The organism is Arthrobacter nitrophenolicus (assembly GCF_000332815.1).
GTDB lineage: Bacteria > Actinomycetota > Actinomycetes > Actinomycetales > Micrococcaceae > Arthrobacter > Arthrobacter nitrophenolicus.
Window position 1 is genome coordinate 59115 of record NZ_AOFD01000007.1, and the last position, 17684, is coordinate 76798.

A 17684-nucleotide genomic window follows, 5' to 3' on the forward strand; every position below is an offset into this window, starting at 1 on the left:
GAAACCGTCTCCCCGGGCGGCGGGAGATGACGCCTTTGTCCCCTCCCGCCCCTTGGAACGGAACCTAGGACTGGCCGGGACCTGTCTTTACCTCGGACCCGGAGGTAACAGGGTCTCCGGTATTCGGCATTGTAGAGGCCGTTTCCCCCACGTGCGGCTGCTCATGCTGCCTGCCCGCCCTGGCCGGACCCTTACCCTTGCCGCCAGAAGCGGCAGCCCGGACAATCAGCGGCTGGCCCGGGTGCAGGTAGCGGAACAGGAGCAGGACCCCGGCTGCGGTCACCAGCAGATAGGCCGCCGTTAGAGTGAACCAGCCGAGCGGCGGCTGCCAGTCGGGTGAAGAGAAAAGTGTTTGCCAGTTGGCAATCTCACTGATTCCCACCACATAACGGCGGAGGACGTAAACGAACGTCAGGGTGTGGCAAAACACAATCAGCCAGAACATCACCCGCGAAATGTGCACTGCAACCGGGGAGGTCGGGAACCGGAGCTTCCGGAGCCCCAGGCCAACACTGACGAACAGCACGACGACGAGAGGCAGCGTATACCGTCCCTGCCAGATGAATCCCATGCCGCGCCAGAGCGCCGTCTGCAGGAGTGCAGGGACAAGGTAGAGCATGGCGAGGGCCACCCAGTAGCCCGTCCAGTTGCGCAGGGGGCGGACGCAGAAGGGAACAACCAGTGCGGCGATCATCAGGCCGCCCCACACAAGTGTCACCAGCTCAGGCGCCGGTGTGTCCAGCCATCCCATGGTGCCGATGTACTGCGGGAAGAAATCGTAGGTCCGGTCGAGCATGATCATGAAGCCGCGGTAGAGAGGGGCGTCCGGGTGCGGATTCGCTATCCCCTCCGGTGCCACGCCGACATTCGCAGGCCCGTTGGCGGCAACGTACATCCACAGGAATCCCAGCAGCGCGCCCGGGACAGCCACCGCGACGGCGGTCAATACACGCTTGTCGGTGAAGACGGCGAGCGTGCGGCGCAGCCGGAACGAACATACGCCGACGATCAGGGCACACAGCAGCCACACCAAGGAAATCTGGCGTGCATTTGCCAGGACCACTGTCGCTGCCACGACCGTTGCGAGCGCTGGCAGGACCCGTCGTGTGTTGCGCCAGTTGTCCAGCACCACGACGAAACCGGCAAAGGCTGCCATGGTGGCTGCGATTTCGAGGGAGTTCGGGTTGATGCCTCCGCCGAGGAACAGGATCATCGGAGTCATGGTGAGGGCCGCGACGAGGACGGGGTATTTGGGGCGCCGCAGTTCGGTCAGGGCGGTGAACCCGGCGGCAAAGAACAATGCGCAGAGAGCTGCACTGACAAGCCTCATCGCATAGATGGCCGGAGCGCCGGACATGAACAGGGTGGGGAGCCCGACCACCCAGTAGTACATCGGGTTGTAGGAGCCGGCGGAGGTCACACCGATATTCGTGAAAGTGTCGTCCGCATAGACCGGCGCTGCGCAATCGGCTGCTTGTGCGCGGTTGAATTTATAGCAGCTTTGGGCGTGAAGGCTTGCGATGTAGTTGGGGACCCGGACATGAACACCGTGACCGAAGGAAGTGCCCTCCTCCACGAGGACCTGGCCGCGGACCACGGCTGCGGCCTTGATCGTGTGTGCGGGCTCGTCGGGTGCACCCATGAGCGGGGTGGCAACCGCCCACAGCCCGAACAAGAGGGCGAAAATTGTGGCCAGGAGCCCGAATGTCGGCAGGGGACGTGGAAGTCCGCGTCGGACGTTGCTGAGGAAAAGGGTCATTGTCCGTCTCCGTTGGTGCCAATCAATGCACGGGCTTCGCTTACTGCCGTCTTGCTGGGTGACATGACAAAGGCGAATGCGTTGGCGTTCTTCTGCGCGTCTTCGCTGAGGAGGCTCTGGCCCAGGGACCGGCTCAGCCGGGTCAAGGCGGGCTCGGAGTATTCCCGGCACATATGAACGTAAAGCACGGTGCCCAACGCATAGCCGGAGGCCCCGTCCAGTTTCTGAACCACGCCGCGCGGGGACGAATCCACTTCCCCTGTGGTGACGGCGTCGACGACAGAGGAGGCCTGCAGCCGCCTCGGCTTGCCGTCAAAGACGAGCTGCGCTGCAGTGAAACGGTTGCCGATGATGCTTCCGTCGAGAATGGAAAGCCCGCCGTTGGTGTCATCCAGCTTGTCTGCGAGGTCCAGCGGCGGCGAAGATACCTGTCCTATGACCGTGGACGGCCAGCTGTCCGGGGAATCGGGGTCCCAGGCAACACCGGCCTCCCCGTTGAGGTAATCGTTTACCGGACGTACCGTATCCGAGGGGCCTTCCGGCGCGATGACGGTGATTTCAAGGTCGGGGAGCTCGGTTCCGGTATTCAGGCCGGTGATGCGGGGATCATTCCAGCGCGTGATCTCACCCTGCAGGATCGCGGCGAGGGTGGGGGCGTCCAGCACCACATCGTTGACACCCTTGATTTTGATGGCAACGCCCACAGGCAAAACCCCGGCCGCCACCGATACGGCGCCGTCAGATGTGCACATGCCGCGAACGGATATGGCTTCCTGCTGGGTAAGGGGGGCGGAACTTACCGCGAAATGTGCCTGCCCGTCCTGGAAGGCCTTGAGCCCGGCTGCGGAGCCGTCGGGGGAGTAGCTCACCGAGGTGCCTTTGACGGCACCGCCCCATGCCAGCCCCCACGCGCTGACCGCGCCCTGGGCAGCGTTGCTGCCGATTCCTGTGAGGGCACCCTGAACAGTGCCCGGGGGAGTGGTGGCACATGCAGACAGGGACAAGAGCCCCGTCAACAAGGCGGCAGCCTTATTTTTGCTCGGAGAGAAACGGGAATCACCCTTCCAGCCTAGTGCCCGTGCCACGGATGTTGAGGCAGGGCAACGTTCGATGGTGCAGGGGGTTTGTCATGCGCACGCCGAAATTTCGTACAGCCGGGCAGATGGGCCCTGGGAATCGACCAGCTTAAAGCCGGGGGCATCCCCGATGTCGGTGACGCCTGGATACTCTCCGGATCCGGGGAGATCTATCAGGTACCGGCTGCCGAAGTCCAGCACGTACCGTACGTTTTTGCTTTTCAGTGCTTCGCACATCCGGGCATCATCCGGTGTGTCCTTCAGGTGTTCGTCAATCAGGACTGCGTCCTGGTCCTTTTCCGCGAACAGGTGGGCGGTCAGAACAGGCCGGTCGCTGTAGGCGTAGGCGAGGGAACTGCCGTTCCAGGGGTTGTCTGCAATGACCGCATCGGCGGGAACATGATGTGGGAGACGCTTCAACAGCGCGAGCTCATCCGGGGTCAGCAGCTCTGAGGCTGCATCGAACCGGTAAACAGTGGACGCACCACCGATATAGTGCGTGACAGGGCCGGCGAATGTCGCCAGCAGTGCGAACACAGCAGTAGCAAGAGCCGCCCCGGCAACCGGTCCCCGGTCTGCCAGCCAGCGGAACCGCCGCTCCAGGGTGCCGTGCAGGCGGCGGGCAGCAGCGGAGTTCCGCCATGAATCCCAGAGCCGCAGGCCGCCCACGACCGCAAGCGGGGTTGCGAACAGCGGCAGCAGGGCAGCAAGCCGGTACGTGTCCTGGTACCACGTGCCTATGAGGGCATCGCGCAGGGCACCCTTGGGAAACGACGCAGCCACCACGTACAGTGCACCGACGACGCCATAACAGGCTGCCAGCCAGCGCAACCTTCGGGTTTGGAAGACCGTGAGCAGACCGGCAACCGAAAGGATGGCGACAACCAGCGCCGGTATGGCTGATTGCATGGGGCTTACAGTCAGGATTTCCCCGACGGCGGCGCCAGGTTTCACCGTCGGCCCCCAGTTGTCGTAGGGTGCAGGGCGCAATTTCAACCAAAGTGCGGCAGCCAGCACAAGGGAGAGCAGGGTCCCGCCGATGAAGAGCCATGCCCGCAGCACGCTGGCTTGGAACTTGGTGTTCCTCGCGAGGTGCCACCAGAGCAGTCCGAGAATGGGAAAACTTACGGCGATGGTGGTGTTGATCGAACTGGTATGTGCAAAGGCAAGTCCCGCAAGTGCGAGCAGCAGTGCCGGGACCCAGCTGCGCAGCGGGTCTGTCCGTGTACGGCCCAGCCGGGCGACAGCCGCGAGGCAGGCTATGACCGCCGGCATCATGCTGAGCGCCAGCGCATACGGAAACAGCGGACCCCAGACGATCATGAGGAACGGGAAGGCGACCTGGGCGGCAGCGATCACTGAAGCGACCACGAGGGCGGCCGGCCGGCGCGAGATGGTCTTGGCCACCAGGAACAGGCACGACGCCGGCCAGAGGACAGCCGCGAGGACCAGGTTGAGCACGTTTTGCGACGTAGGGATGTCGACGGCGGCCACCTGGACCAGGAGCGCCGCGAACGAATGCCACGCGGCAGGATACACAGCATCGAAACCGGAGACCCCCTGGAGCGACGCGAGATTCAGCGACGAGGCGTTGCCGGTGTCCAGGATGTACCGGATGGCGTTCAGGTGGAAGACGTTGTCGAAAACCTGGGAGGGGTGCTCGGGGGAGCCGACCAGCTGGATGAAGCGTACGGAGATAGGGACAGTGGCAAGGGCCATGGCAGCGAAAGGCAGCCACTGCCGCCAGGGCGGCGCGCCCGCAATCCGATGGCGGAGGCCGCGCGTGACCAGCAGGGCGGCCCCGGCAAGCAGAGCCGTCACTGCGGCAAACGGCAGGACGCTCCAAGGGACGCCAAGGATACCGGCGAGCACTCCGGCCAGTCCTGCCGCTGCCGTCGACAGAAGGGGGGCAAGGCCGAGGATGCCGCCCAGACGGAATTTCAGGCATGCCGCCACCACAGCACCGGGAACGTAGAGCAGGAGGATGGCGGTCACCACCGCGGGAAGAATACCAATCCAGCTCACGAAGGTACTTCCTCGGTCCTGTCCTCCGGCGCCTTGTCCTGGAGAAGCTGCAGGACAGCGCGCAACTGGATGGCTGTGACTGCGATTTCACCGATCGCCAGGCCAAGCGCGCCTCCTGCGCCACCCATCAGGCCGGAAAGGATGATCATGGCGGGCAGGCCCACCACGGCGCCGGTAATGGTGCTGGAGAACACAACACGCATCCGCTTCGCCGGCACAAGCCAATGGGCGCCGGTGGATGTTGTTACGCAGACAAGCAGGAACGACAGGCCAAACCAGAAGCACGTCCAGAAGTCGGCGGCCAATGCTGCACCGAAGAGCACCGCACTGGCCCAAGGTCCCACCAGGGTCATGATCAACCAGCCGGCAAGGCCCAGGCCGGTGAGCGCCATGAGCGAGAACTTCCGGCGGTGCTTATGGTCAGCACCGAATTCGCTGACCCAGCCCTGGAGGCTGTTGCCCAGCGCTGCCGTGGCAAGCTGCCCGATGCGGTAGAGCTTCTCGGCAGAGACGAAGGCGGCCAAACCGGCAGCTGAAGCGGCAAATTGCACCACCAGAACAGGCGTGGAGGCGTAGGCCCCGGCGGCTACAGTGATGCCTGCGCCGGCCCGAAGTCCCCAGATTTCTCTCAGGACGACGGGCAGGGTGAGTCCTTTGAAATCCTCGCGCTCCGAATGGTCCTTGTTGAACCACAATGTTCCTGCCAGGCCCAGTACCAGCAGGATCAGGGGGTAGAGGTAGATCTCACCCGTTGCGAACAGCAACGGAATGACACCAAGGGTGGCAATCATCCGCGGGACGACGTCGTACTTCGCGATCCGCCCCGCATGTCCTGTCGCGATGCAGTACCAGGCCGGGGTCAGGCCGGCCGCAGCCTGGGCGCACGCCATCAGGAAAGCGACCCAAAACTGGTTGGTGCCACTGGTGAACACCAGCGCAACCGCCATGAGGGGCACAGTGCAAAGGAACATGAACGAGCGGGTGACGAAGCTGACGGCGTAGTGACGCCGTCGTACTGCCTCTTCCGGCGCGGACGCCACGGCAGCCGGTCCCGTGAGCGGCCATCCCAGTGCTATGACAATGGCGGCGATGGCGCCCACCGCCTGGCCGACGGCAAGGGAGTTCCAAGCCGGGGCTCCGCCTACCCGCGCGATGATCGGCAGAAGGATGAACGACGCCAGCGAGGCCAGCAGCGGCAGCCCGGCGAACGCTGCAATCCTTTTGATCATGCCTGTCCCCCTGGCCTGGGGCGCGCACTACAGGTAGTCATAGGCGTCCTTGCCAAGCCGGCCCCGCACAAATACGTCTTCGACTTCGCTCTTGAACCTGGAGCGCTCGTTGAGGATGGCGGACCGGTAGGTGTCCTGCTTTGCCACCTCGGCGTCAAAGTTTTCGATGAGTCGGGGAAGCATGGCTGCAGCCGTCGGCACTTCATCGCGGCCCGGCGTGACCTTGTGTTCCCAGGGAACGGGAACGTCGGCGTAGAAGGCCCCCGAACCCCTCCGGGCGACCACGGTGAGTGCACCGGACAGGGCCGCCTCGCGGGGCATCCGGTCCTTGCCCGGGTGGTGCCCCAGGTCCAGGTAGATGCCGCATCCCTGCAGTGTCGCTACAACCTCGGACCGAGTCATCCCCGCGATAGGGCGCCACTCGATAGACGGCGGGCACTGGGCCCTGACCGCGTCAATCAGGTGCCCACCCTTGGCAGGGTTGTAGGTGACCAGTTGCCGGTTGCGCGGTGACTCGGGCGTGCCCTGGAACTCAGCGTTTGGCGTGTAGTCGGAAAGGAGCGAGGGCACCACGTCCAGGCGGGTGGCAATGAAGGCCCAGGCGTAGGACGACTGGACCAGGTGGACTACGTCCCGGTCTTTCCGGAGCATGCCGGGATTCACCCGGTTCTTCCACATCCGCGCGAACGGAACAGCGCCTTCTTTCGCCTTGTCCACCAGCCTGCGGTGTTGCGCTGCCACATCCTCTCCGCCATGAACGTAAGCGAGTTGTCGATGCTCAACCACCAGCACATGCGCCGGGCGAGCTTCACCTTCGGCATTTCGTAAATGTAGGTTTCCGGGAAGACAACCACGTTCTCGGGCGAATCCACAATCTCAGGAGCTTCGGGCGCGTTGTAGACGTTGTACTGCTCCACCCGCGAATTGTGGGCTGTGTGGGGGTGCGGAACCAGGTAGGCATCCTGCCCAAGCTCCCGGAGCATATCCACGAGCTGGTGCAGGGCTTCGGGGCCGCCGGTCCTTAATCCCTTGTGGTAGAGGACAAAGATTGTTCCTGAAGTGGTGGTCATGACTGGTCTTTCGGTCTCGGCCGGGCCAGGGCACTGCTGGATGATGGGTTTTGCTACCGCAGCCGGGCGGCGAGGGAGTCGTCGATCTTGCCCATCTTCTGGCGTAGGGCATCACGAACGCCCGCCAGCGCGGCGACGAGGTGCTTTTTCCGGTTGGGGCCAAATCCGAACCTGACAACGTGGCTCTGGATCTCCATGTAGATCCGGCGAAGGACCCACGTCGGCTGTTTCAGGGCGTAACGCCGGGCGAGAATCAATGAGTTGCGCGTGATGTAGTACACACGGAACGGTGCGTGGTAGTAGACATACAGTTTCTTGGAGCCCACCCGTGCATGCCAGCCAAGGATCTTCATGGGACGTGCATTGCCCAGGCTGTGCTCCAGGTTGCAGCCCCTCCCGGCCAGGGCGCGCAGTCCACGTTCACGCAGCCGGGCGTTGAATTCGGAGTCCACGCAGTCAATGAAGAAGCCCTCGTCGAAGAAACCAACGGCCTTGAATGAGCTTGTGCGTACCAGGGTGCCGCTGGTCATCGGATCGAAGATCTGGGGTTCGTCCGGGTTGCCCCAGGTCGGCAGGGGAATGTTGTTGTGTGATTCAGCGCAGACCATGCCTACCGTTTCCGGTTCATGGGAGTTGCGCGCCGTTGCCAACGCCGAAACCACATAGTCGCCGGTAAACCGCGAATCCTGGTCCATGGTCACCACCCACTCGGGATTCCAGCGGGAAATGGCTTCCTTGATGCCGACGTTCAGCGCGCGGGCAATCCCGGAATTCGTGGCCAGCCTTATAACGACGGCGCCCGCCCGCTCCATCTCTTCCAGTGCCGGGGAGACGTCGTTGGGTGACCCGTCGTCAACCACCACAACGTGCTCAACAAAGCGCAGGAGCCAGGTGACGTTGGCCACGTTCTCCGGGCCGGGGTTGAAAGCCGAAACGACTCCGCACACGTCCCGGGCCGGCTGGGCTCCTGCCAACTCTTCGGGAACCATCACGCTGCCCTGGCCCGCCGCGCGCGCCGGACGGCCTCATAGACGTTGCGGAGGAAGACGATCCGTGCCTTCAGGATCTTGGATGCGGAACGGATGCCGTGTGGGGTCAGGTTTTCACCGTGTAAACGATGCAGGATGGTGTCTTCTTCCAGGTAAACGATGGAACGGTTAACGTTGCCCACTGTGGCCAGCCACTGGTCGTGGGACTCTTTCATGTAGGTCGGGAAAGGCAGTACCTGCTCGAGGAGCCTGTGCCGCACAGCCATGGCGCATCCCCAATGCAGCCGGTACCCGACCACGATGCCGAGGATGTTGCGGACGGCGTGCGAGGAATCTTCGGGCCGGAGGCGGATCTCATGGAATGGTCCAAGGGGCCCATCGAAGTGTTTGCAGTTGCTGACCACCATGTCCTTGCCGTCCATGGCCGAGATCATGCGTTCCACCCGGCCAGGCAGCCACACGTCGTCCTGGTCCGAAAGGAACACGAACTCGCCGCGGGCCTCACTGAGGGCCCACTCGAACGTACGGACGTAGCCGTTATTGCGCTCGGCCTGGATCAGCCGGATCCGCGGGTCGTTCATTCCGGCGACAACCGCCGGCGTTTCGTCGGTGGAACAGTCGTTGACAACAATCAACTCGTCCCCTGGGCCGATTTCCGCCAGGATCGAGTCAATTTGTTCCTTGATGTGGCGGGCGCCATTATATGCCGCCATGCATACGCTGACGCGCGGCTTCGGGGCGGATGCGGGCTCCATAAGTTTCTCCTCGTGCCTCCGGGCGGTGCCAGCGGGGCGGGCAGGTCCCAAGCAGTCTAGCAAGCTGCGCCTGCCGGGAAGGACGCGGGTGCCGGTCAACTATACTCGAGGGGACGCAGCCGCCGAGCTCTTCGAGCGGAAACCACGGAAGGAACCTCAGGTCCATGACCGTTGACGTAATGTTGCCGTACTACGGCGATGTCCATCAAATGAAGCTCGCCGCCCGCAGCGTGATGAATCAGGAGAACCAGGACTGGCGGCTTGTTGTCATCGACGACGGGTACCCCGATCCAGAACCCGAGCGCTGGTTTTCAACCATCACGGATCCCCGCGTCACCTACATGAAGAACGAGCAGAATCTCGGTGCCAACGGTAACTACCGCAAGGCACTGACGCTGGTCGAAGCGCCCTATGTGGTCATCATGGGTGCCGACGACATCATGCTCCCCAACTACCTGGACGTTGTTGTCAGCGCCTTTGAGGAATACCCCAAGGCCGACGTCGTCCAGCCGGGTGTCCAGGTGATTGACGAACAGGGCATTGCGTGCACCCCCCTGGTGGATGCCGTGAAGAAGGTCTACGCCCCGAAGACCAGTGAGCGCATCGAACTGAAGGGCGAGGCAATGGCAACCAGCCTCGTCCGCGCCGACTGGGCCTATTTCCCCTCGCTGGCGTGGCGTTCCGAGACGGTGAAGCGTATCGGCTTCACGGAGGGCCTGGACGTGGTCCAGGACCTCGCACTCCTGCTGGATATCGCAGCAGAGCACGGCTCCATGATTGTGGATCCCGTCCTGGCATTCCTGTACCGCCGGCATTCTGCATCTGATTCATCCGTGCGTGCATTGGACGGCAGGCGTTTTGACGAGGAGCGGCGGTTCTTCCAGCAGCAGGCCGAGCGTTTCGGCAAGCTGGGCTGGAAAGGGGCAGCGCGGGCCGCAAGCTTCCACACGACATCCCGGCTGAACGCCGCTTCCCTGATCCTGAAGTCGGTCCAGAAGGGCAAGTTCGATTCGCTGCCCCGCCTCGCCAAACACATTGTGAGCTAAAGGCTGCAAAGAAAGGGACGCCCGGCCGGGCGTCCCTTTTCTTGTTTTCGCTTCTTTAGTTGTGCGGCCTTTTGCCGTGCCGCCCAGGAGGGAGCTAGTGCCCGTGCGGCTCCGAACCGTTGACGGGCCCGCGCCCCACTTCAATCTGGTTCCGGACATCAGCCAGTTCTGCGCGGAGCAAAGCCACTTCCTCGCAGAGGATCCTTACCTCGTCTTCAGCCTGCGACTGCTCCCGGGAGAGATGGAGGCAGACGCCTACCAGCAGAATGAGCGTCATGATGAACAGAAGGTTCGCCGGCACCTGGATGCCGATGAGTCCGCTGGCTTTTTCGAGGAGTGACGGAAAAGCGGAAAGGAGGAGGGTGCCTATGCCGATGACAATCCACAGAACGGCATACTTCTCCCGAAGTTTCTGCCGGCGGAGCATCTCGAAGACAAAGAAGAGGATCGCCACGACGACGATGGAGCCCATAAGGAGCGACATATTGGAATCCTAGTTAGTGGATGGCTCGGTTTTCTTCCGCGTCAGGGCAAACAGCAAGGCCATTCCTGAGCGTCCGAGGTATATGGCGGCCTTTATTGGGTCGTGGCTGGGCGTGCCGCCCTGGCGGGCACGCATCGAGACCGCGACTTGCCTGACGGTACATCCGGAGCGGATCGCAACAACCAGCGAATCGATGGTGTCGCCAAGATACTCCGCCGGATAGTGGTCAACATACTGGCGGATCGCTTTCATGTTTGCTGCCCGGAATCCGGAGGTAACGTCGGTCAGCGTTGTTCCGGCGACCCTGGAGATCGTCCACGCCAGTACCTTCATGGCCCATTTCCGCGGGCCGCGCACCGTGTAGTTGCCTTTGTCGGCGAACCGGGCACCAATGGCGATGTCGGCGTGCTGGAGGCCGTCGAGCACAGCCTTGATGTCGCGGGGATCATGCTGGCCGTCCGCGTCGACCTGGATGACCTGGCTGTAGCCGTGGCTTTTCGCGTACTTGAAGCCGGTCCGCATCGCGCCGCCCACGCCCATGTTGAACGGCAGTTGCAGGACAGTGGCTCCTGCGCCCGGGCAACCTGGGCTGTATTGTCGCGGGAGCCGTCATCGACGACCAGGACATCGCAGGGAGGGCCGAATTCGAAGACTTCCCGGATGGTGTTTCCGATGGACTCGGACTCGTTCCACGCGGGCATGATGACGAGTGTGTCGGGGGTGCGGGCGGGCACGGTCACTGTTTAATCAGTCCGTTCTTGACGTAGGACTCCAGGCGGGTGCTCGACAGGGCCGGCTCGTACCCGGCTGCCTTGATCTTGGTCAGGTCCAGCACGCTGTTGAGGGGACGGGGCGCCGCTTCCTTCCCCTTGAAGTACTCGGCAGTGCTGACGCCGGTCACAGCGGCACGGTCCTTGCCGGACAATTCGTACACGTCGGCCGCGAGGTCTGCCCAGGATTGCGGCTCGCCGTCACTGGTGAGATTGTAGGTCCCATACTCCGCACCCGAATCAAGCAGGTGGCGGATGCCGGCGGCAATGTCCTCCGTGAAGCTGAGGCGGCCGATTTGGTCATTGACCACGGAGGGCTCAATGCCCCGGTCAGCCAGGGATGCCATGGTGCGGACGAAATTGTTTCCGTCGCCGATGACCCAGCTGGTGCGGACGATGTAGTGGCGGGGCACCACCTGGACAATCGCATCGCCGGCGGCTTTCGTCTGGCCGTAGACGCCAAGCGGGGTAAAGGGCTCGTCTTCGCCATGGCGGACCTGGGTGCCATCGAAAACGTAGTCGGAGGAAACATGGACCAGCGTGAGGTCATGCTCGACGGCGGTCCTGGCCAGCGCGGACACGGCCGCGACGTTGACGGACCAGGCTTCGCCGCGTCCCTCCGGGGATTCTGCAGCGTCAACTGCCGTGTAGGCGGCCGCGTTGATGATGGTGGAGTAGTTCTTCCAGTTCCGGCCGGCGAAGGATTCCCGGTTGCCCAGATCGAATTCGGAGCGGCCGGCGAACTCGACCGACGAATCTCGTTCGTAGAGATTACGGAGGGCTTTGCCCAGTTGTCCGTTCGCACCCACAACCAGGGTCTTCTTCGGCGGCATCGGCACGACGTCGGCCAGGCGGGGATGCGCCTTGTCCTTGTCGGACAGCTCGGCCTGGCTCAACGGGATGGGCCAGGGGACCGAGACCGTCTCGTCTGCAAGGTTCAGGAACGTGTACTGGCTTTGCGCATCAGCTGACCAGTGGTCGTTCACAAGATAGGTGTAAGCCGTGTTGTCCTCGAGCGTCTGGAACGCGTTGCCCACGCCGCGGGGAATGAAAATAGCCTGGCTCGGGTCCAGTTCAGCAGTGAAAACAGTGCCAAACGACGGCCCTTGGCGAAGGTCGACCCAGGCACCGAAGATCTTGCCGGTGGCTACCGAAATGAACTTGTCCCACGGCTCCGCGTGGATGCCGCGGGTGGTTCCAGCCTTCTCGTTGAACGAGATGTTGTTTTGGACCGGGCGGAAATCCGGAAGTCCAAGGGCGACCATTTTCTCCCGCTGCCAGTTTTCCTTGAACCAGCCCCGGTTGTCTCCGTGCACCGGGAGGTCGTACAGGACGACTCCGGGGATAGGGGTCTCGCGGGCAGCAAGCTTTTTCGAGAATTCCAAAGGCATGGACTACTGGCCCTGTTCCTTGTACTTGGCTTCGGTGGCTGCTTTCTGCGGCCGCCACCAGTCCTCGTTGTCGCGGTACCAGGCGATGGTGTCCTCGATGCCGGCGTCGAAGTTGGAGAACCGGGGTTCCCAGCCGAGTTCATCGCGGAGTTTGGTGGAGTCGATGGCGTAGCGCAGGTCGTGTCCGGGCCGGTCCACCACGTGGTCGTAGGCGTCCGGGGACTGGCCCATGTGCTTGAGGATCAGCTCGACGACGTCCTTGTTGTTCTTCTCGCCGTCGGCGCCGATCAGGTAGGTTTCGCCGATCCTGCCCTTGGCGATGATGGCAAGCACGGCCGAGGAGTGGTCGTTGGCGTGGATCCAGTCGCGGACGTTTTCGCCCTTGCCGTAGAGCTTGGGCCGGACGCCGTCGATGACATTGGTGATCTGCCGGGGGATGAACTTTTCCACGTGCTGGTACGGGCCGTAGTTGTTGGAGCAGTTGCTGATGGTCGCCTGCAGCCCGAAGGACCGCACCCAGGCCCGGACCAGCAGATCAGAGCCCGCCTTGGTGGAGGAGTACGGGCTGGAGGGGTTGTACGGGGTCTGCTCGGTGAACCGCTCCGGGTCATCCAGCTCCAGGTCGCCGTACACCTCGTCGGTGGAGATGTGGTGGAAGCGCTTGTTGTGCTTCCGGGCCGCCTCGATCAGCGTGTAGGTGCCGATGATGTTGGTGTCCAGGAACGGGCGCGGGTCATGCAGCGAGTTGTCGTTGTGCGATTCGGCCGCGTAGTGGACCACCACGTCTGTCGCGGCGACCAGCCCGTCCACCAGCCCGGCGTCGGCGATATCACCCTGGACAAAGGTGAAACGGTCCTCGGGAAGGCCGCGGAGTGATTCCAGGTTGCCTGCGTAGGTCAGCTTGTCCAGCACGGTCACGTGGTCATCGGTGTTATCAAGTACGTAATGGACGAAGTTGGAACCGATGAACCCGGCACCGCCGGTAACAAGAAGTCGCTGCATAATTCCCAAGGGTACCGGATTTGCCGCGGCAGTTAGCGAAAGGAAAGATGGGGGACATGCGCGGAATAATACTTGCCGGCGGTACCGGCTCCAGGCTTCACCCCATCACGCTGGGCGTCAGCAAGCAGTTGGTCCCGGTCTACGACAAGCCAATGATCTACTACCCGCTGTCCACACTGATCCTTGCGGGCATCCGGGACATCCTGATCATCACTACCCCGCATGACGCGGACCAGTTCGAACGGCTGCTGGGGGACGGCTCGCGTTTCGGCGTTTCCATCACCTACAAGCAGCAGCCCTCCCCGGACGGCCTGGCACAGGCCTTCATCCTGGGCGCAGAGCACATTGGCGATGACAATGTTGCCCTTGTCCTGGGTGACAACATTTTCTACGGCCAGGGCATGGGCACGCAGCTGCGCCGCTTCGAGAACATCGACGGCGGCGCGGTCTTCGGTTATTGGGTAGCCGATCCCAAGGCATACGGAGTGTTGAATTCGATTCCGAAGGCCGGGCCATTTCGCTTGAAGAGAAGCCCGACAAGCCGAAAAGCCACTATGCGGTTCCCGGTCTCTACTTCTACGACAACGACGTCGTGGAAATTGCCCGGAACCTCAAGCCCTCTGCGCGGGGGGAACTTGAGATCACGGACGTCAACCGGACGTACCTGGACAGGGGAAAGCTGCAGGTGGAGATCCTTCCCCGCGGAACTGCGTGGCTGGACACCGGAACCTTCAATGACCTCAATGACGCGTCCAACTTTGTCCGCACCACTGAGAACCGGCAGGGCCTGAAGATCGGGGCACCCGAAGAAATTGCCTGGCGGCTTGGCTTCCTCACGGACGACGAACTGCGGGAGCGGGCGGAGCCGTTGGTCAAGAGCGGATATGGCTCCTACCTGATCGACTTGCTGGAGTACGGCCACTAGCCAGTAGTCCAAATAGAAAGGGAGGCGGAACCCGCTGTGCGGGTTCCGCCTCCCTTTTCTTTTTAATCAGCGCAGGGTGATCCTTGCGCCGCCTGCCGCTGTCCAGGTGATGGTGCCGCCCTGGAAAGACTGGCTGCAGGAAGTCCTGTCTGCTGTGCAGGTCTGGCTGCTGGTGGGATACCCCAGGGCCCCGGCTTCGAATCCCTGGCTGGCCCAGCTCTGCTGGATCGGCCCTGGCGTTATCAGGTGGGCGCCGCTGGTGGATGACCACATGATGGTGCCTTTTTCGAAGTTCTGGAAGCAGCCGCCGTTGCGAAGGCCGCAGATGGTTCCGCTCGTGGGGTAGCCCAGTGAGCCGGATTCGTACCCTGTGGCGGCCCACCGTTCCCTGATGGGAGTTGACGTGAGAGCCTGTGCCCCGGTGGCAGGGGAGTACATGACCGTGCCCTTGGAGAAGTTCTGGAAACAGCCACTGTTGCGCAGCCCGCAGATCTGCCCGCTGACCGGATAACCGAGCTTGCCGGCCTCGAATCCGGAGCTGACCCATGCGTCCCGCACGGGGCCGAACATGACCGCATTGGCTCCGCTGGCCGGCGACCACAGCACCGTTCCCGAGGAGTAGTTCTGGAAGCATCCGCCGTCTACCAAACCGCAGATCACAGCGGATGCCGGGTAGCTGAGGGAGCCGTTTTCAAAACCCGTCTTTTGCCACAGGTCACGGATCGGTCCCAGGATGCTCGGCTGGGCGCCGGTGGCCGGCGAGTACATCAACGCACCCTTGGTGAACATCTGGAAGCAGCCACCGTCCTTCAGTCCGCAGTACTGGCCTGAGGTTGGATAACCCAGGCTGCCCGCACCCCAGCCTGTGCGTTCCCAGCCGGCCGCCATTGCTCCTGCCGCCACAGTTTCGGGCGGCGTGGTGGCGGAATAGGCTGCCACGCCTTTCTCAAATGACTGACGGCATTCGGTCTGGACGGCCCCGCAGCTCGCGGGGCCGGTCGGGTAGCCGAGCCGGCCGTTCTCGAATCCGGATTTTTGCCAGTAATCAAGGATCCGGCCAGTGAGTGTGGACGCTCCGGTGGTGGGGGAGAACAGCAGGACACCGCCCTGGAACAGCTGGTAGCAGCCTCCCCCGCGGAGCCCGCACACTTCTCCCGCAACCGGGAAGCCAATCGGCTCGCCCTTTGTCCGGGCGTCCTTCCACGTCTCACCCATGCCCATGAACACCGGCCAGGCGCCTGAGGTGGAGGTCCAGGCTACAACGCCGCCGGCGAAGTTCTGGGTGCAGGAGGTGCTGGTGCAGACGGCATCCGCGCTCGGGTAGCCGAGCAACCCGTTCTCGAAGCCCGCCCGTCCCCACGCATCCAGCACCGGGCCGGTCTTGACCAGGCGTGCACCCGTCGCCGGGCTCCACAGGACGGAACCGGCCTGGAAAAGCTGGAAGCATCCGCCGTTCTTAAGGCCACAGACCTGGTCGCTCAACGGGTACCCAAGGGCTCCGTTTTCGTAGCCCTGCGCCGCCCAGTACTCACGGATAGCTCCGAACGGCACCAGGGCCGCTCCTGTTGCCGGCGACCACATGATTGATCCGCCCTGGTAATTCTGGAAGCAGCCGCCGTTCTTCAATCCGCAAATGACTCCGGATACCGGATACCCCATCTGGCCGTTTTCGTATCCCTTGCGGGCCCAGGCATCGCGGATGGGTCCGGCGAGGCTGGGTTGCGCTCCCGCAGTGGGCGACCACATGACGATTCCGGTCTCGTATCCGCGGAAGCATCCGCCGTCTCGAAGCCCGCACACTGTGGATGAAATGGCAGCGCCCAGGGACGGCATGGACGCCCGAAGTGCGTCGATGGCCCGGGTGGCAGCCGGCGGCACCCCACTTGAGGCGAACGCCTTCAGTCCCGCATAGTCGCCATTCCAGACATTCGAGTCACCGGCAAAGGGGCCTGTGCTGCTGTACTGCCAGATGCTGTATGTACCCCAGCTGGCCGAGGGGACCGGTCCTGCGTTGTTGGTGGGGGAGCTGGGGTAGGCAGCGACCCAGAGCGGGTAGTCACCGAAGCCTGCCGGGTTGCCGAGGCACTGGTTCCACCAGTTTGTGTTGGTATAGATGACCGGCAGCCTGCCGGTCAGCGACTGCATTGTGGTGCCGAAGTCCCGCACCCAGGTTTGCAGCTGGGCGGGAGACATGTTGTAGCAGGTGTTGCCGAAGTAGAAGCCGTTGATAGTCCGGCCTTCGTAAGGGTTGAACTCAAAGTCCAGCACCGGCGGCATGGTGTATCCGTCGCTTGACCAACCACCGCCGTTCTGCACAAAGTACCGTGCCTGGTCCGCACCCGAGGACCAGTTGGGAATCGCGAAGTGGTAGGCGCCGCGGATCATGCCGACATTCCGCGAGCCCTGGAACTGGGAGCCGTAGTAGGGGTTCGTGTAGTAGTTGCCCTCCGTGGCCTTGACGTAGGCGAAACGCGCCCCCATGTTCACTGGTGCTGCCAGTCCACGCTTGGCTGGTGCCCGCTGACGTCCAGTCCCTGCACACCGAATGTCGGCATCCAGGTGCCTTCGCTGGCCAGCGGTTCCGTGCTGAGTTTCTTCAGCGAGTCCGAGCGGCCAGAGGTTACCCGGGCGGACCGCTGCCCCATTTCCGCCCCGCCCACGCCGACCGCATCTGCCATCGACTGCGCCGTCTCGGGTGATGGAGCCGGGGCCGGAGGTTCGCTGGCTTGCGGGCTGGCTGCAGCCGGGGATGTGGCGCTTGCCTCCGGGGTCGACGTCGGAACCGGCGCCGGTGCCGAAGGCTCGGCCGTGCCCGGCGCAGGCGAAGACGTGGCAGGGGCCGGAGCGGGTTCCACCGCCAAGGCAACACCTGAGACGCCTGGGCCGGTGACCAGGGCGGCCAACAGCAGTGCTATGCCCAGCGGTCTTCTGGCGGGGTGACGGGACTGAGACAGGTTCCGTTTCATTATGGCTCCGGAGACAATGAGGCGCTCCACGAGCCTCATGCGGGTTGCTGTTCCGGCCGATCCCCCAGGAACAAACCGGACAGGTTTCTGATAATTAACGCGCTCACCATAGCACCGTGTTGCTGGTGTAAACAGTGGTGCGGATGATGCATTTGATGATCTTGTGACTATCCTGCGCTTATCCACAGCTGATACTG

The 17684-nt window shown here is 63.1% G+C and carries 12 protein-coding genes and 3 pseudogenes; 2 read left to right on the forward strand and 13 right to left on the reverse strand.

Features of this window, described 5'->3' with window-relative positions:
• Positions 1-64: 64 nt before the first annotated feature.
• The 8 genes from G205_RS03965 to G205_RS04000 all read right to left on the reverse strand — a co-directional run bounded on the left by G205_RS03965 (position 65) and on the right by G205_RS04000 (position 8903).
• Positions 65-1759, reverse strand: a complete 1695-nt coding sequence (locus G205_RS03965) for a DUF2142 domain-containing protein (RefSeq protein ID WP_009356843.1) — start codon at positions 1757-1759, stop codon at positions 65-67.
• Positions 1756-2763 (reverse strand): substrate-binding domain-containing protein, encoded by a 1008-nt coding sequence (locus G205_RS20555; RefSeq protein WP_009356844.1) that lies wholly within the window; start codon positions 2761-2763, stop codon positions 1756-1758. The genes G205_RS03965 and G205_RS20555 overlap by 4 nt, the downstream gene beginning before the upstream one ends.
• Positions 2764-2886: 123 nt before the next feature.
• Positions 2887-4860 (reverse strand): DUF6541 family protein, encoded by a 1974-nt coding sequence (locus G205_RS03975; protein WP_009356845.1) that lies wholly within the window; start codon positions 4858-4860, stop codon positions 2887-2889.
• On the reverse strand, positions 4857-6089 hold the full coding sequence (locus tag G205_RS03980) for a lipopolysaccharide biosynthesis protein (protein ID WP_009356846.1): 1233 nt from the start codon (positions 6087-6089) through the stop codon (positions 4857-4859). The genes G205_RS03975 and G205_RS03980 overlap by 4 nt, the downstream gene beginning before the upstream one ends.
• A 27-nt stretch (positions 6090-6116) precedes the next feature.
• Positions 6117-6830: a hypothetical protein gene (locus tag G205_RS03985; protein WP_160166594.1), complete on the reverse strand. Its 714-nt coding sequence runs from the start codon at positions 6828-6830 to the stop codon at positions 6117-6119.
• Positions 6749-7159, reverse strand: coding sequence for a hypothetical protein (locus G205_RS03990; RefSeq protein ID WP_035751991.1), 411 nt, complete (start codon positions 7157-7159; stop codon positions 6749-6751). Before G205_RS03990 ends, G205_RS03985 begins: the two co-directional genes overlap by 82 nt.
• A gap of 53 nt (positions 7160-7212) precedes the next feature.
• Positions 7213-8148 carry a glycosyltransferase gene (locus G205_RS03995; protein ID WP_009356847.1) on the reverse strand — a complete coding sequence of 312 codons (936 nt, stop codon included), beginning with the start codon at positions 8146-8148 and terminating at the stop codon, positions 7213-7215.
• Entirely contained in the window at positions 8148-8903 is a 756-nt protein-coding gene (locus G205_RS04000) for a glycosyltransferase (RefSeq protein ID WP_009356848.1), read from the reverse strand. Before G205_RS04000 ends, G205_RS03995 begins: the two co-directional genes overlap by 1 nt.
• Positions 8904-9067: 164 nt before the next feature.
• Between G205_RS04000 and G205_RS04005 the strand changes: the two genes are divergently transcribed.
• Complete coding sequence (locus tag G205_RS04005; protein WP_009356849.1) at positions 9068-9949, forward strand: glycosyltransferase family 2 protein; 882 nt, start codon at positions 9068-9070, stop codon at positions 9947-9949.
• Positions 9950-10043: 94 nt separating this feature from the next.
• Here G205_RS04005 and G205_RS04010 read toward each other — a convergent pair whose 3' ends face one another.
• The 4 genes and pseudogenes from G205_RS04010 to rfbB form a co-directional block, all read right to left on the reverse strand.
• On the reverse strand, positions 10044-10433 hold the full coding sequence (locus G205_RS04010; RefSeq protein ID WP_009356850.1) for a DUF2304 domain-containing protein: 390 nt from the start codon (positions 10431-10433) through the stop codon (positions 10044-10046).
• A 9-nt stretch (positions 10434-10442) separates the two neighbouring features.
• Positions 10443-11134, reverse strand: a pseudogene (locus tag G205_RS04015) (glycosyltransferase family 2 protein).
• A gap of 35 nt (positions 11135-11169) precedes the next feature.
• Positions 11170-12594 carry a sugar nucleotide-binding protein gene (locus tag G205_RS04020; RefSeq protein ID WP_009356852.1) on the reverse strand — a complete coding sequence of 475 codons (1425 nt, stop codon included), beginning with the start codon at positions 12592-12594 and terminating at the stop codon, positions 11170-11172.
• Positions 12595-12597: 3 nt separating this feature from the next.
• Complete coding sequence (rfbB, locus tag G205_RS04025) at positions 12598-13596, reverse strand: dTDP-glucose 4,6-dehydratase (protein WP_009356853.1); 999 nt, start codon at positions 13594-13596, stop codon at positions 12598-12600.
• Positions 13597-13652: 56 nt separating this feature from the next.
• Between rfbB and rfbA the strand changes: the two are divergent.
• Positions 13653-14521 (forward strand): annotated as a pseudogene (gene rfbA / locus G205_RS04030) (glucose-1-phosphate thymidylyltransferase RfbA).
• A 66-nt stretch (positions 14522-14587) separates the two neighbouring features.
• On the opposite strand, the pseudogene G205_RS04035 reads toward rfbA, so the two are convergent.
• Positions 14588-17487, reverse strand: a pseudogene (locus G205_RS04035) (GH25 family lysozyme).
• Positions 17488-17684 lie beyond the last annotated feature (197 nt).